This window comes from Pasteurellaceae bacterium RH1A (assembly GCA_012221805.1).
Classification (GTDB): domain Bacteria; phylum Pseudomonadota; class Gammaproteobacteria; order Enterobacterales; family Pasteurellaceae; genus RH1A.
Genome location: CP015195.1, coordinates 20,394 through 36,856 on the forward strand (window position 1 = coordinate 20,394; position 16,463 = coordinate 36,856).

A 16,463-nucleotide genomic window follows, 5' to 3' on the forward strand; every position below is an offset into this window, starting at 1 on the left:
AATTCAGAATATAGGGGAATATGAAGGCAGTTATGTAACTACAAGAATGTGGAAATCATAGAAGCTCATGCAATGAAAGATCATATTCATAGGGTAGCCTAAAAACCGCCCGTTTTATGGGCGGATTGTTATTCTTACCTTGCTTATATCTTAACCAAAAAGGTCACATCAAGTGCATTTAACGATCATTATACAGTCAATAAAAATGTGAAGAATATCAAATTTCTACAACACAAGAATAAAAAGTAAACAATTGTTACATTGCTTTACACTAGAATTGTAATATAATTCAATTTGTGTCAAGTTTCTTTTTGTTTACATACATTATATAAGGCTATTTTATGAATAAGACTACAACAACAGCCGCAGCAGTATTATTAGGCTTAATTACTTCTGGAAATTTTTTAATCGCTCAACCTGCTCACTCATTGGAGTTGGAACTTGATGACCCAAGCAAGGTTGATGTAAGTGGTTCAAAGCCTCTAGTTACGCTTGACCCAACAGGAAACCTAGTTATTCCACCTCTCTCTAATACCCCATCAAAACCGAATCCTATAGAAGATCTTTCTTCACAAAGCTCATCAAATCATAACGTTGTTGCAGATAGTCAGGATTTTGATAGTAGCAATGCACCTAAGCAAACATTGGAAGATGCATATCGTAAAATTGAAAATCTAGCCTTATCTAAGGCAGATAAATCTGCTATTAGTCAATTAGAAAAAAATCTTGAGACAAAAGTGAGTGAGGATGAGCTTGCGAGACAATTGGCTGAAAAGGCCAATGTGATTGATTTAGATACTAAAGCGGATAAGACTCTCGTTGATTCACTAACAAGAAATGTTGAAAATCACGCTAAACAAATAGGTCGTAAAGCAAATAAAGCAGATGTAGATAAATTAGCTACAACGGTTAATAATAATAAAGTTGCAGTAGATAATGCGCTTAAAAATAAGGCAGACCAAAAAACAGTTGCTGATTTATCAAGCACTGTGACATCAAATAAAGCAGCTGTAGATAGCGCTCTTAGTGATAAGGCTGATAAGGCTAAACTTGAAGAGGTAAGAAATATTGCAGAGCTTGCTCAATCAGTTGCCACTCAAAATATTGGTGTTATCAATGGTTTAAAAGATGATGTTACAGCGAAATTAAATGAAAAAGCGAATGTTGTAGATTTAAGAAATAAAGCTGAACAATCTTATGTTAATGACGAATTAGTGAAAAAAGCCAACCTAACGGATTTAGCAAATAAGGCGGATAAGTCAGCTTTAGAGACCTTAAAAGATAAGGTTGATATGAAGGCTGATAAAGTTGCTTTAGAGACAGTGAAGTCTGATGTCGAGACTAAGGCAGCTCAATCAGAGGTAAATACCTTAAAAGGTCTTGTTGATACCAAGGCAGATAAGTCAGCTTTGGAAACCAAGGCAGATAAAACGGCTTTAGAGACAGTGAAGTCAGATATCGAGACTAAGGCAGCTAAATCAGATTTAGATGCTTTAAAAGGCACTGTTGATACGAAGGCTGATAAAGTTGCTTTAGAGAGTAAGGCCGATAAAACAGCTTTAGAGTCTAAAGCAGATATATCATTAGTGAAAACATTAAGTGAGTCTGTTACGAGAAGTGTAGCAAACATCAGCAATGCATTGGGTCGCAAGGCTAATGAATCAGATTTAGAGGCCTTAAAAGATAAGGTAGATACGAAAGCTGATAAAGCTGCTTTAGAAGGTAAGGCTGACAAAACAGCTTTAGAGACAGTGAAATCAGATGTAGCGACTAAGGCCGCTAAGTCAGATTTAGATGCTTTAAAAGGGACTGTTGATACCAAAGCAGATAAAACGGCTTTAGACGCTAAGGCAGATAAACAAGCTGTTACAGCGCTTGAGCGTGATGTGGTGGCTAATAGCGCATTAGTGGTTGGTCTAGGTAATGAGTTAGCTGGCAAGGCTAGTAAAGAAGAGCTTGCTCAAGCCCTAAATGCTAAGGTAGATAGAGCCGAAATGGGCGTCTTAGGAGATGCACTGACAAAAAATGTAGACAAGATCAACGGGGCCTTGGATCGTAAGGCTAATCAATCAGAGTTAGACACTGTGAAGGCAGATGTTGCAACTAAGGCAGCTCAATCAGAGGTAAATACCTTAAAAGGTCTTGTTGATACCAAGGCAGATAAGTCAGCTTTGGAAACCAAGGCAGATAAAACGGCTTTAGACGCTAAGGCAGATAAACAAGCTGTTACAGCGCTTGAGCGTGATGTGGTAGCTAATAGCGCATTAGTAGTTGGTCTAGGTAATGAGTTAGCTGGCAAGGCAGACAAAACGGCTTTAGAGACAGTGAAGTCAGATGTCGAGACTAAGGCAACTAAATCAGATTTAGATGCTTTAAAAGGCACTGTTGATACGAAGGCTGATAAAGTTGCTTTAGAGAGTAAGGCCGATAAAACAGCTTTAGAGTCTAAAGCAGATATATCATTAGTGAAAACATTAAGTGAGTCTGTTACGAGAAGTGTAGCAAACATCAGCAATGCATTGGGTCGCAAGGCTAATGAATCAGATTTAGAGGCCTTAAAAGATAAGGTAGATACGAAGGCTGATAAAGCTGCTTTAGAAGGTAAGGCTGACAAAACAGCTTTAGAGACAGTGAAATCAGATGTAGCGACTAAGGCCGCTCAATCAGACCTAGATGCTTTAAAAGGGACTGTTGATGCGAAGGCAGATAAACAAGCTGTTACAGCGCTTGAGCGTGATGTGGTAGCTAATAGCGCATTAGTAGTTGGTCTAGGTAATGAGTTAGCTGGCAAGGCAGACAAAACGGCTTTAGAGACAGTGAAGTCAGATGTCGAGACTAAGGCAACTAAATCAGATTTAGATGCTTTAAAAGGCACTGTTGATACGAAGGCTGATAAAGTTGCTTTAGAGAGTAAGGCCGATAAAACAGCGTTAGAGTCTAAAGCAGATATATCATTAGTGGAAACATTAAGTGAGTCTGTTACGAGAAGTGTAGCAAACATCAGCAATGCATTGGGTCGCAAGGCTAATGAATCAGATTTAGAGGCCTTAAAAGATAAGGTAGATACGAAGGCTGATAAAGCTGCTTTAGAAGGTAAGGCTGACAAAACAGCTTTAGAGACAGTGAAATCAGATCTGGCGACTAAGGCCGCTCAATCAGACCTAGATGCTTTAAAAGGGACTGTTGATGCGAAGGCAGATAAACAAGCTGTTACAGCGCTTGAGCGTGATGTGGTGGCTAATAGCGCATTAGTGGTTGGTCTAGGTAATGAGTTAGCTGGCAAGGCAGACAAAACGGCTTTAGAGGCAGTGAAGTCAGATGTCGAGACTAAGGCAGCTAAATCAGATTTAGATGCTTTAAAAGGCACTGTTGATACGAAGGCTGATAAAGTTGCTTTAGAGAGTAAGGCCGATAAAACAGCGTTAGAGTCTAAAGCAGATATATCATTAGTGGAAACATTAAGTGAGTCTGTTACGAGAAGTGTAGCAAACATCAACAATGCATTGGGTCGCAAGGCTAATGAGTCAGATTTAGAGGCCTTAAAAGATAAGGTAGATACGAAAGCTGATAAAGCTGCTTTAGAAGGTAAGGCTGACAAAACAGCTTTAGAGACAGTGAAATCAGATGTAGCGACTAAGGCCGCTAAGTCAGATTTAGATGCTTTAAAAGGGACTGTTGATACCAAAGCAGATAAAACAGCTTTGGAAACCAAGGCAGATAAGCAAGAAGTGGCAGCTGTTGCAAATATAGCGGCAGCGAATGCAGCATCAGTGGTTAGCTTAGGTAATGATCTGGCTGGTAAGGCAGATGCATCATTAGTGGAAACATTAAGTGAGTCTGTTACGAGAAGTGTAGCAAATATCAACAATGCATTGGGTCGCAAGGCTAATGAATCAGATTTAGAGGCCTTAAAAGATAAGGTTGACACGAAAGCTGATAAAGCTGCTTTAGAAGGTAAGGCCGACAAAACGGCTTTAGAGACAGTGAAATCAGATGTAGCGACTAAGGCCGCTCAATCAGACTTAGATGCTTTAAAAGGGACGGTTGATACGAAAGCAGATAAAACTGCTTTAGATAGCAAAGCAGATAAGCAAGAAGTAGCAGCTATTGCAAATGTAGCGGCAGCGAATGCAGCGTCAGTGGTTAGCTTAGGTAATGATCTGGCTGGTAAGGCAGATGCATCATTAGTGGAAGCATTAGGTGAGTCTGTGACGAGAAGTGTAGCAAACATCAACAATGCATTGGGTCGCAAGGCTAATGAATCAGATTTAGAGGCCTTAAAAGATAAGGTTGATACGAAGGCTGATAAAGCTGCTTTAGAAGGTAAGGCCGACAAAACAGCTTTAGAGACAGTGAAATCAGATCTGGCGACTAAGGCCGCTCAATCAGACTTAGATGTTTTAAAAGGGATTGTTGATGCGAAGGCAGATAAAACTGCTTTAGATAGCAAAGCAGATAAGCAAGAAGTAGCAGCTATTGCAAATGTAGCGGTAGCGAATGCTGAATCTGTTGTGGGCTTGGGTAAAGATCTTGCAGCTTTAAATACAGAAGTATCAGGTAAGGCTGATCAAGCAGCGGTTGATGCAGCTCTAGCTAAAAAAGCAAGCGTTGATCTAGTCGATAGCTTAGGCGATGCTATGACTGAAAATGTGAATAAGCTCAACACTGCTTTAGGCCGTAAAGCCAACCAAGCTGAGTTAGATACCGTTAAGGCAGATCTTGCCGGCAAGGCCAACCAAACAGATGTAAACGCTCTGAAAGATGTGGTGGATACCAAGGCAGATAAAGCTGCGTTAGAAGCCAAAGCAGACAAGGTGGCTTTAGATAGTAAGGCTGATCAAGCAGCGGTTGATGCAGCCCTAGCTAAAAAAGCAAGCGTTGATCTAGTCGATAGCTTAGGCGACGCCATGACTGAAAATGTGAATAAGCTCAACACCGCTTTAGGCCGTAAAGCCAACCAAGCTGAGTTAGATACCGTTAAGGCAGATCTTGCTGGCAAGGCCAACCAAACAGATGTAAACGCTCTGAAAGATGTGGTGGATACCAAGGCGGATAAAGCTGCGTTAGAAGCCAAAGCAGACAAGGTGGCTTTAGATAGTAAGGCTGATCAAACAGCGGTTGATGCAGCCCTAGCTAAAAAAGCCAGTATTGAACTGGTCGATAGCTTAGGCGACGCCATGACTGAAAATGTGAATAAGCTCAACACTGCGTTAGGCCGTAAAGCCAACCAAGCCGAGTTAGATACCGTTAAGGCAGATCTTGCCGGCAAGGCCAACCAAACAGATGTAAACGCCCTGAAAGATGTGGTTGATTCCAAGGCAGATAAATCTGCGTTAGAATCTAAAGCAGATAAGGCTGCTTTAGATGGCAAGGCAGATAAGTCAGTGCTTGAAGCCTTATCAGGTGTGGTTGATACCAAGGCTGATCAAGCAGCGGTTGATGCAGCCCTAGCTAAAAAAGCCAGTATTGAACTGGTCGATAGCTTAGGCGACGCCATGACTGAAAATGTGAATAAGCTCAACACTGCTTTAGGCCGTAAAGCCAACCAAGCCGAGTTAGATACCGTTAAGGCAGATCTTGCCGGCAAGGCCAACCAAACAGATGTAAACGCCCTGAAAGATGTGGTGGATACCAAGGCGGATAAATCTGCGTTAGAAGCCAAAGCAGATAAGGCTGCTTTAGATGGTAAGGCAGATAAGTTAGCTTTTGAAGCTTTATCAGACGTGGTTAATACCAAGGCAGATAAGCAAGCCGTGACAGATATTGCCAATCTAGCAGCAGTAAATGCTGAATCCGTTGTAGGCTTGGGCAAAGATCTTGCAGCCTTAAGTACAGATGTATCAGGCAAGGCTGATCAAACAGCGGTTGATGCAGCTCTAGCTAAAAAAGCCAGCATTGAGCTAGTCGATAGCTTAGGTGATGCCATGACTGAAAATGTGAATAAGCTCAACACTGCTTTAGGCCGTAAAGCCAACCAAGCTGAGTTAGATACCGTTAAGGCAGATCTTGCCGGCAAGGCCAACCAAACAGATGTAAACGCTCTGAAAGATGTGGTGGATACCAAGGCGGATAAAGCTGCGTTAGAAGCCAAAGCAGATAAGGCTGCTTTAGATGGCAAGGCAGATAAGTCAGTGTTTGAAGCCTTATCAGGTGTGGTGGATACCAAGGCTGATCAAGCAGCGGTTGATGCAGCCCTAGCTAAAAAAGCCAGTATTGAACTGGTCGATAGCTTAGGCGATGCCATGACTGAAAATGTGAATAAGCTCAACACTGCGTTAGGCCGTAAAGCCAACCAAGCCGAGTTAGATACCGTTAAGGCAGATCTTGCCGGCAAGGCTAACCAAACAGATGTAAACGCTCTGAAAGATGTGGTGGATACCAAGGCGGATAAATCTGCGTTAGAAGCCAAAGCAGATAAGTCTGCTTTAGATGGCAAGGCAGATAAGTCAGTGCTTGAAGCCTTATCAGGTGTGGTGGATACCAAAGCTGATCAAGCAGCGGTTGATGCAGCTTTAGCTAAAAAAGCCAGTGTTGAACTGGTCGATAGCTTAGGCGACGCCATGACCGAAAATGTGAATAAGCTCAACACCGCTTTAGGCCGTAAAGCCAACCAAGCCGAGTTAGATACCGTTAAGGCAGATCTTGCCGGCAAGGCTAACCAAACAGATGTAAACGCTCTGAAAGATGTGGTGGATACCAAGGCGGATAAGTCTGCTTTAGATGGCAAGGCAGATAAGTCAGTGCTTGAAGCCTTATCAGGTGTAGTTGATACCAAGGCGGATAAATCTGCGTTAGAAGCCAAAGCAGATAAGTCTGCTTTAGATGGCAAGGCAGATAAGTCAGTGCTTGAAGCCTTATCAGGTGTGGTTGGTACCAAGGCTGATCAAACAGCGGTTGATGTAGCCCTAGCTAAAAAAGCAAGCGTTGATCTAGTCGATAGCTTAGGCGACGCTATGACTGAAAATGTGAATAAGCTCAACACTGCGTTAGGCCGTAAAGCCAACCAAGCTGAGTTAGATACCGTTAAGGCAGATCTTGCTGGCAAGGCTAACCAAACAGATGTAAACGCCCTGAAAGATGTGGTGGATACCAAGGCAGATAAATCTGCGTTAGAAGCTAAAGCAGATAAGGCTGCTTTAGATGGCAAGGCAGATAAGTCAGCGCTTGAAGCCTTATCAGGTGTGGTGGATACCAAAGCTGATCAAGCAGCGGTTGATGCAGCTTTAGCTAAAAAAGCCAGTGTTGAACTGGTCGATAGCTTAGGCGACGCCATGACCGAAAATGTGAATAAGCTCAACACCGCTTTAGGCCGTAAAGCCAACCAAGCCGAGTTAGATACCGTTAAGGCAGATCTTGCCGGCAAGGCTAACCAAACAGATGTAAACGCTCTGAAAGATGTGGTGGATACCAAGGCGGATAAGTCTGCTTTAGATGGCAAGGCAGATAAGTTAGCTCTTGAAGCTTTATCAGGCGTGGTTAATACCAAGGCAGATAAGCAAGAAGTAGCAGCTGTTGCAAATGATATAAAATCTCTGCAAGGTGTGGTGGACACTAAGGCGGCTCAGTCAGACTTAGATGCCTTAAAAGGCACTGTTGATACGAAAGCTGATAAAACTGCCTTAGATAGTAAGGCCGACAAAACTGCTTTAGACACAGTGAAATCGGATGTAGCGACTAAAGCTTCACAAGATGATCTTAGTGCACTCTCTCTTATCGTAGATGGTAAGGCGGATGAAAAATCAGTAGCAGATTTATCATCAATGTTAGACACTAAGGCTTCTCAGGCTGATCTCTTTACCTTATCTAGTGCTGTTGAGATTAAGGCAGATAAATCAGAAGTGAATGCTGCCTTGGCTAATAAGCTTGATAATAGTGTAGCGAATGCTCTCTTTAGTACCAAGGATGAAACTGCACAAAATAGTGAAGCTATTCAAGAAAATGCTAGTGCGATCAGTGTGAATAAACAGAGTATTGCAGGAAATACACAACAAATTTCGCAACTTAGAGCAAGCTCTGAAACTCATGCTCAAAACATTGCAGAAAATCGTGTGCAGATTGCGGAAAACAGAGAGCAAATTGCAGCCAATACACAAAGCATCGTGCAAACCAATCAGCAGGTTCAGGTAAACCAAGCTAATATTGCGGCTAATAGTGCTAAGATCCAGCAAAATGCCCAAGCGATTGCGAAGAATAGCCAGCGTATTGATGCAGTGGATCAACGGGTGACCAAGCTCAATAAGAAACTTGAAAATGGTCTGGCTGCTCAGTCTGCTTTATCAGGCTTGTTCCAACCGTACACCGTAGGCAAGGTAAATATGACTGCGGCAGTAGGTGGCCATAATGGTAAAACGGCTGTTGCAGTCGGTGCAGGCTATCGGCTTTCACCAAATACTGCAACTAAAGCTGGACTTGCTGTCAGTGGTAATGGAGTGTCCTATAATATGGGCGTAAACTTTGAGTGGTAATACTTTTTAAGTTCCCTTTCTTTATCTCGTTATAAATAAGGCTAAGCGTTCCTAAGTTTAGATATTTGATCTAACAACAAGGAGCGCTTATTTTTTATCTTAAGAGGGTTATCTACCGATTTTGTTGAAGAGACGATATAATTTTGCTGTAAATCATTATTTGATTAGGAGTAACCATGTACCAAAACTTTCTCGCTGAACTCGAATGGGCTACCTTACATATGCCCCGCACCTGCAAGGCGGTTGAGGCCTTGCCTGATCTGTCCCATGTTCGCCTGGCCTGCAATATGCACCTTGATCTTAAAATGACGCCCATTGTAAAGGGCTTGCTGGATCGAGGTGCCAAGGTTTTCCTTACCACCTGCAACCCAACCACCGTGCAGGATGATGTGGTCAGCTACCTAGTTGAACACGGGGCGGAGGCCAAGGCCTGGCGGAATATGAGCCATGCCGATTGGCAGCAAAGTTTTGCTGAGGCCATCGCCTGGGGGCCGACCCACCTGTGTGAAATGGGGGCAGACTTAACCGCGCTTATTCATGAACAGAAGCTCCAAACCCAAGTGAAGGCAGGCCTAGAGGCCACAGGTTCCGGCATCAGCCGCCTTAATGGTTTGCAGCCCCAGTACCCCATTTTTAACTGGGACGATCTGCCTGTGAAAGAAGGCTTGCACAACCGCCACATGGTAGGCTTAACGGCCTGGCATACCTTCTTTCAAACTACCCATCTAACCCTGCACGAAAAAACCGTGGTGGTGATTGGCTATGGCTTGGTCGGCCAAGGCGTGGCTCATGCGGCCAAGGCCTATGGCGGGCAGGTGATTGTGGCAGAAATCGACAAGGGCCGTGCCCTTCAGGCCAAGTATGACGGCTGGCAGGTCCTGCCTTTGGCAGAAGCCATAGCCCAAGCGGATGTGATTGCCACTGCCACAGGAGCCAAGAATGTGGTGTCGGCTGACCTCTTGGCTCAAGCTAAATCAGGCCTCTTTATCCTCAATGTCGGCCACGTTGCCGAGGAAATTGATCTGGCCTTCCTTATGCAGCACCCAAGCACCGAACCCATGCCTTATGTGAATGCCTATGATCTGGCCGGCAAGACCATCTACCTCTTGGCCAACGGCTCTATGTTTAACTTAACCGCAGGCTATGGCGACAGCCTCAATGCCTTTGATGTGACCTTGGCGGTTATGGCCAGCGGCATTGGCCATATCGTTGGGGCAGGGGAAGGGGCCGAAAGGGCGGTTTATCTTCTGCCGCAGGCGGTTTGGGATAGGGTTTTATAGGCCAACAAGCGGTCTATTTTTGCTGATTTTTTGCAAATTGTAGCCAAGTTTACAGAACTTGGCTTTTTTATATGTAAATTTTGGAGTGAATTTTCAAAACTGTGACACGGATCATAAATTTTTTTTCAAAATCTTGTATCATAGGTAGTATAAGAACAATTTATTAACAAAGGAGCAACAAAATGAGTGTACTAAGTTACTTTCAAAAAGTCGGGCAGGCCCTGATGGTGCCAGTGGCTGCCCTTCCCGCAGCCGCCATTTTAATGGGGGTAGGTTATTGGATCGACCCTGACGGCTGGGGTGGCAATAGCCAGTTAGCTGCCTTGCTGATTAAATCAGGTGGGGCCATTATTGACAATATGGGCTTCCTCTTTGCCGTGGGTGTGGCCTTTGGGATTTCTAAAGATAAACACGGTTCTGCCGCCCTGTCAGGCTTGGTGGGCTGGTTTGTGATCACCACCTTGCTTTCACCCGGTGCTGTCGCCCAACTCCAACACCTGCCGGCCGATCAGGTGCCAGCCGCCTTCTCCAAAATCCAAAACCAATTTATTGGTATCCTCATCGGGATTGTGTCAGGTGAGCTTTACAACCGCTTCCACCAAACCGAACTGCCAAAAGCCCTGGCCTTCTTTAGCGGCAAACGCCTGGTGCCGATTGTGGTTTCCCTTGTTTCTATCGTCCTTGCCTTTATCCTGCTTTATGTTTGGCCTGTGATTTTCAGCGGCCTGGTCAGCTTTGGGGAAAGCATTAAGGACATGGGTTCTGTTGGGGCAGGCATTTACGCTTTCTTTAACCGCCTGCTTATTCCTGTAGGCCTCCACCACGCCCTCAACTCTGTTTTCTGGTTTGATGTGGCCGGCATTAACGATATTCCTAACTTCCTTGGCGGCTATAAATCCTTACAAGAAGGCAAGGCTGTGCTTGGGGTAACTGGTATGTACCAGGCAGGCTTCTTTCCAGTTATGATGTTCGGCCTGCCAGCGGCTGCCTTGGCCATGTATCATTCTGCCAAGCCAGCGAAAAAAGCCATGGTTGGTTCCATTATGTTTGCGGCTGCTCTGGCCTCTTTCTTTACGGGCGTGACCGAGCCACTTGAGTTCGCCTTTATGTTCGTGGCCCCTGTGCTTTATGTGGTGCATGCCTTACTGACAGGTCTTTCTGTCTTCATTGCGGCTTCGATGCAGTGGATTGCAGGCTTCGGCTTTAGTGCAGGCCTGGTGGACTTGGTGCTTTCCACCCAAAACCCGCTGGCCAATCAATGGTATATGCTGATTGTGCAAGGCCTGGTTTTCGGTGTGATTTACTATGTGGTCTTCCGTGCGGTGATTAAAATGTTCAACCTCAAAACCCTTGGCCGTGAAGACGACAATCAAGAAAGTGCGGTATCCAACCTCAAGCCTAGCCAAAATGCCCCAGAAATCCTCAAGGCACTGGGCGGCAAGGCCAACCTCAAAACCATTGATGCCTGTATTACCCGCCTACGTTTAACGGTGGTAGATACCAAGCTGATCGATGAAGCTGCCTTATCCGCTCTTGGCTCAAGAGGCGTGGTAAGACTGGGCAGCGACGGCGTTCAGGTTATCTTCGGCCCAGAGGCAGAAAGAATTGCTGACTCCATTAAGGCGCTCTAGCCAAACAAAAAGTCCCTCAATTGAGGGACTTTTTTTGCTTACAAGCGGTTAAAACAAACGATTTTCTTGAAATCTTATTTGAGGGTCAGTTTGCTTTGGTCGCTAAAGGTCAAGGCCTTGGTTTGAATACGGGAGGTAATATTGGAGTTTTCACTGAGGAATAGCTGTCTGTTTTCTTCAGAAAGCTCATTTAAGCCCAGTTGAACCTCAATATTGAATTGGTTGCCGGGTTTGAAGAAAGGGGCTTGTACATTTAATTTGATGGGCTTGGTGTGGGCATCCTGGCCATTAACCATATAAATCACTTCCCATTCCATGGTTTGCAAATCTTTGTCTGACAGGTTTTTCACTTCATAATTGGAGAAAATCACAGCCTGATCTTCAACCGCTTTTACCCCTTGGCCTAGGTATTTTACGCTTAAGTTTTCTTGCAACTGGCTTGCAGTCGCTGCAACTGCGGCTAGGCCTGCTCCCGCTGCTGCGGCTTTGGCTACAGGTTTGGCGGCCGGCTTGGCAGCTTGTTTTTTGGCAGGCTTGGCTGCGGGTTTAGCCGTGGTTTTTGGCTTTTGGGCCTGTGTAGTTTTTTGAGCAGGTTTTTGTGGGGATTTTTGCATTTTTTTAGGGGCCTGTTTCTGGGTTTGTTTTTGGGTTTGCTTCTGTTTTTGAGCCTGTTTGGTCGGTTCCTTGGCCGTATTGGCATAACTCGGTGCAGCAGCGATAAAGCCTGATAGGGCAAGGGCAGTGGCAAGATTTAATAATTTCATAAAAACTCCATTGAAGATAAATCGGCTCTATTTTAGCCAATTTTCCCTTTTTTTGCACCAACTAATCTTTTTTATAGGCGGAATTTGAAATTTTCGCTAAAATAGCGCAATCGTTTGCTTTTAAAGATTTAAGGACGTTTATGAATGTTTTAATTATCGGCAATGGCGGCCGTGAACACGCCCTGGCTTGGAAGGTTCGCCAATCAGCTTTGGTTGAAAAGGTCTTTGTTGCCCCAGGTAATGCGGGCACAGCGCTTGAAGAAGGCATTGAAAATGTGGCCATTTCAGGCACCGATCTGCCTAAATTAGTGGAATTTGCCCAAAACAACCAAGTCGGCCTAACCATTGTAGGGCCTGAAGCACCTTTGGTTGCAGGCGTGGTGGATGCCTTCCGTGCTCAAGGCTTAAAGATCTTTGGTCCAACCCAGGCTGCTGCCCAGCTTGAGGGCTCTAAAGTCTTTACCAAGGATTTCTTGGCCCGCCACCAGATCCCAACCGCTGAATACCAAAACTTTACCGAAATCGAGCCAGCCCTGGCCTATCTGCGTGAAAAAGGCGCACCGATTGTGATTAAGGCCGACGGTTTGGCCGCTGGCAAGGGAGTGATTGTAGCCACGACCCTGCAAGAAGCTGAAGAAGCCGTGAAAGATATGCTATCAGGCAATGCCTTTGGCCAGGCCGGCAGCCGGGTGGTAATTGAGGAATTTTTAGACGGTGAAGAAGCCAGCTTTATCGTGATGGTGGACGGCAAACACGTTGAGCCTATGGCCACCAGCCAAGACCACAAACGAGTGGGCGAGGGCGATAAGGGGCTGAATACAGGCGGCATGGGGGCTTATTCGCCTGCGCCTGTGGTCACGGCCGACATTCACCAACGGGTTATGCAAGAAATCATCTATCCAACGGTTGAGGGCATGGCCCAAGAGGGCAACCCTTATACGGGCTTCCTCTATGCCGGCCTGATGATTATGCCAAATGGTCAGCCTAAAGTGATCGAATTTAACTGCCGCTTTGGCGACCCTGAAACCCAGCCCATTATGATGCGTTTGCAGTCTGACTTGGTGGCGCTGTGCTTGGCGGCTTGCGATGAAAAACTCGATACCGTTCAATCCCAATGGTGTGAAGAAGCTGCCCTAGGCATCGTCTTGGCCGCAGAAGGCTACCCAGGCGACTACCGCAAGGAGGATGAAATCAGCGGCACCTTGCAAGCCACCGATGGCCAAAAGGTCTTCTTAGCGGGTGTCGAGCAGAAAGAGGGCAAACTGGTGACCAACGGCGGCCGTGTGCTGTGTGCCACTGCCTTGGGTAAGAATGTATCAGACGCCCAACAGGCTGCCCTCAGACTGGCTGAGCAAATCCACTGGCAGGGGCGTTTCTACCGCCGTGATATTGGTTATCGAGCGGTGGCGAGAGAACAGCAGGCTTAGTTCTTGTTTGCATTATCCTAGCGTGGGCATTGATGGCGCCAGCGTCCTCGCTGGTGCCGAGGTTTACTTGAAAAGATCTGGATAAAAGCAGCACCAGCCTGGAGGCTGGCGCTATCGGAGATCCAAGTTCGTGGGCTAAAGCCCACGCTACATGTTGATATAAAAAGTCCATCAAACGATGGACTTTGTTGTTTCTATACCAAGGCCTTTTCAATCTTCTCAAATAAATCGCGGGCCAGATTTTCCTTGTCTTTTAGCCGTTCCAAGCCCCGTTTCATCAGGGTTTGGCGTTGGGCATCGTAGCGGGAGAGCTTAATCAAGGGTTCAATCATGCGAGCAGCGACTTGCGGGTTGCTGTCGTTGAGTTGAAGGAGCATGTCCACCAAGAAGCGGTAGCCCGAGCCATCAATATTGTGGAAGGCCTTAGGGTTATGTTGGGCAAAGGCGCCAATCAAGGAACGCACCCGATTTGGGTTCTTGAAGTTGAAACTTGGGTGATCCAGCAGGCTTTGCACTAGGTCTAGCACATTTTCATCTGGGCGGGTGGCCTGGAGCATAAACCACTTGTCCATAACCAGGCCATCTTGGTGCCACTTATTCTCAAAGTCCTTGAGAAGCTGATCACGGCAATGCAGTTGTGCCTTGGTGGCCGCAGACAGGGCAGCCAGGGTGTCGGTCATATTATCGGCCTGGTTGTAGTGCTTATGCACCATGAGGTTGCCAATATCGGTAAAGGCCAGGTAGCTTAAGCAGACATTGCGTAAGGCCCGTTTGGCCATTTCGCTGGCCTCAACCTGATAGTCGCCTGTCTTGTTTTTGTGATAAACCAGCTCCAGGCGGTCTTTGAGTTCTTCAGCAATGGCTCTTTGCATAAAGTCCCGCACGGCGGCAATGCCAGCAGGGTCGATCACCTTAAATAGCTCGGCAAATTCGGTCTCTTTTGGCAGGGTGAGGGTGAGAGCGGTTAGCTCAGGATCACGGGCCTGATCTTCCAAGACAAAGGTCAGGGCCTCGCTTAAGGCAGAGGAGAAGGCCATTGGCAAACCCTGTTGGTGGCGGGAGAGGTTTTCCCGCAGCTCATTGTTAAAGAGGGTTTGGGCTGCGTCCCAGCGGACAAAATCATTGTCAGCGAATTTGAGTAGAGTGAGCAGCTGCTCGGTGCTGTAGTTGTAGTCCAAACGCACCGGGGCGGAGAAGTCGCACAAGAGAGCCGGCACAGGCTGCACAGACACATTGTGGAACTCAAAGGTTTGGTGTTCATGGATCACATCTAAGACATCGCTGACGGTTAAAAGCTCGTGTTGCAGTTTGAGCTTCTGGCCACTTTGGCTGTAAAGGGCCACCTTGAGTGGGATATGTAGATTGACCTTGTCCAGCTGATCGGCCGTTGGTGGCGTGTGCTGGGAAACGTGCAAGCGGTAGGTCTGGCGTTTTTCATCATACTCATCGCTGATGGTCAGTTCAGGCGTGCCTGATTGGCTGTACCAGCGACGGAACTGGGTCAAGTCCACGCCCGTGGCATCCTGCATGGCATCGACAAACTGATCGCAGGTGGCAGCCGATCCATCGTGGCGTTCCACATAGAGCTTCATGCCCTTTTGGAAGCCCTCTTCGCCTAAGAGGGTGTGGATCATGCGGATAACTTCAGCCCCCTTTTCGTAAACCGTGACCGTATAAAAGTTGTTCATTTCGATCACTTTTTCCGGGCGGATAGGGTGGGCCATTGGGCTGGCATCTTCGGCAAATTGCAGGCTACGCAGGAAGCGGACATCATCAATCCGCTTGGCCGAGCGAGACCAGAGATCGGAGGTAAATTCCTGATCACGGAAAACGGTCAAGCCCTCCTTGAGGCTGAGCTGGAACCAATCCCGGCAGGTAATGCGGTTGCCCGTCCAGTTGTGGAAGTATTCGTGGGCAATCACGCTTTCCACGTTCATGTAGTCTTCATCGGTGGCCGTTAGCGGGTGGGCCAGGACGAACTTGGAGTTAAACACGTTCAGCCCCTTATTCTCCATGGCGCCCATATTAAAGAAGTCCACAGCCACGATCATGTAAATATCTAAATCATATTCCAGGCCGAAGCGATCTTCATCCCACTTCATAGAACGCTTGAGGCTTTCCATGGCCCAGGTGGCCCGCTCTAAATTGCCTCGATCGACATAGATTTCCAGGGCTACTTCCCGCCCACTCATGGTGATAAACTTGTCCTCTAGCAGATCAAAATCCCCAGCCACCAAGGCGAACAAATAACTTGGTTTTAAGAAAGGATCTTGCCATTCCACCCAGTGGCGGCCGTCCTCTAAATCCCCCTGGGCAATACGATTACCGTTGGACAGGAGGAAGGGATACTTGGCCTTGCAAGCGGTGATTTTAGTCGTATATTTTGCAAGCACATCAGGCCGGTCTAGCATATAGGTGATCTGGCGGAAGCCCTCGGCCTCGCACTGGGTACAAAGCCCCTCGCCCGATTGGTAGAGGCCTTGTAGAGAGGTGTTTTGATTAGGCTGGAGACGGGTTGCAATTTCTAGCTCAAATTGGCCCGCTTGTTGGCCGCTCAAATCCAGGGTCAGGCTTTCCTTATCCTGCACATAGGCCGAAAAGGGCTGGCCATTGAGCTTGATGCCTAAAAATTCAAAGCTATGCCCGTCCAAACGCAGTTGGCTGGCCGTCTCGTTTTTTCGTTCGACGAGGAGGCGGGAGGTAACCAGGGTTTGGGCAGGGTCAAGCTGGAAGTCCAGATAAATATCGGTGATGGTAAAATCAGGGCTGCGATAATCTTTACGGTATTTGGCTTTTGGTTGCATACAAGTTCCTTTTAGGCGTTTGTCTGGCTGCTAGTGTAATCCGAATTTGCAAATTTTTCTAGAAATTCGACCGCTTGTTTCGCTTTTTAGCT

The 16,463-nt window shown here is 46.4% G+C and carries 6 protein-coding genes; 4 read left to right on the forward strand and 2 right to left on the reverse strand.

Features of this window, described 5'->3' with window-relative positions:
- The first annotated feature begins 644 nt into the window (after positions 1-644).
- The 3 genes from A4G20_00120 (at position 645) to A4G20_00130 (ending at position 11,376) form a co-directional block, all read left to right on the forward strand.
- Positions 645-8,465, forward strand: a complete 7,821-nt coding sequence (locus tag A4G20_00120; GenBank protein QIW14895.1) for a hypothetical protein — start codon at positions 645-647, stop codon at positions 8,463-8,465.
- Between the two features lie 176 nt (positions 8,466-8,641).
- Complete coding sequence (locus tag A4G20_00125) at positions 8,642-9,745, forward strand: adenosylhomocysteinase (protein ID QIW14896.1); 1,104 nt, start codon at positions 8,642-8,644, stop codon at positions 9,743-9,745.
- A 182-nt stretch (positions 9,746-9,927) separates the two neighbouring features.
- On the forward strand, positions 9,928-11,376 hold the full coding sequence (locus tag A4G20_00130) for a PTS glucose transporter subunit IIBC (GenBank protein ID QIW14897.1): 1,449 nt from the start codon (positions 9,928-9,930) through the stop codon (positions 11,374-11,376).
- Positions 11,377-11,450: 74 nt separating this feature from the next.
- On the opposite strand, the gene A4G20_00135 is transcribed toward A4G20_00130, so the two are convergent.
- A complete protein-coding gene (locus A4G20_00135) occupies positions 11,451-12,140 on the reverse strand; it encodes a hypothetical protein (GenBank protein ID QIW14898.1) in 690 nt (229 codons plus the stop codon).
- Positions 12,141-12,280: 140 nt separating this feature from the next.
- Here A4G20_00135 and A4G20_00140 point away from each other — a divergent pair, with 140 nt between their 5' ends.
- Positions 12,281-13,567: a phosphoribosylamine--glycine ligase gene (locus tag A4G20_00140; protein QIW14899.1), complete on the forward strand. Its 1,287-nt coding sequence runs from the start codon at positions 12,281-12,283 to the stop codon at positions 13,565-13,567.
- A gap of 194 nt (positions 13,568-13,761) precedes the next feature.
- Here the strand turns inward: A4G20_00140 and A4G20_00145 are convergent, their stop codons facing one another.
- On the reverse strand, positions 13,762-16,371 hold the full coding sequence (locus tag A4G20_00145; protein ID QIW14900.1) for an aminopeptidase N: 2,610 nt from the start codon (positions 16,369-16,371) through the stop codon (positions 13,762-13,764).
- Between the last annotated feature and the right edge of the window lie 92 nt (positions 16,372-16,463).

Coding starts and splice junctions, on each gene's coding strand:
- A4G20_00145 (QIW14900.1), bottom strand. CDS start 16,371: ATGCAACCAAAAGCCAAATACCGTAAAGATTATCGCAGCCCTGATTTT.
- A4G20_00125 (QIW14896.1), top strand. CDS start 8,642: ATGTACCAAAACTTTCTCGCTGAACTCGAATGGGCTACCTTACATATG.
- A4G20_00135 (QIW14898.1), bottom strand. CDS start 12,140: ATGAAATTATTAAATCTTGCCACTGCCCTTGCCCTATCAGGCTTTATC.
- A4G20_00130 (QIW14897.1), top strand. CDS start 9,928: ATGAGTGTACTAAGTTACTTTCAAAAAGTCGGGCAGGCCCTGATGGTG.
- A4G20_00140 (QIW14899.1), top strand. CDS start 12,281: ATGAATGTTTTAATTATCGGCAATGGCGGCCGTGAACACGCCCTGGCT.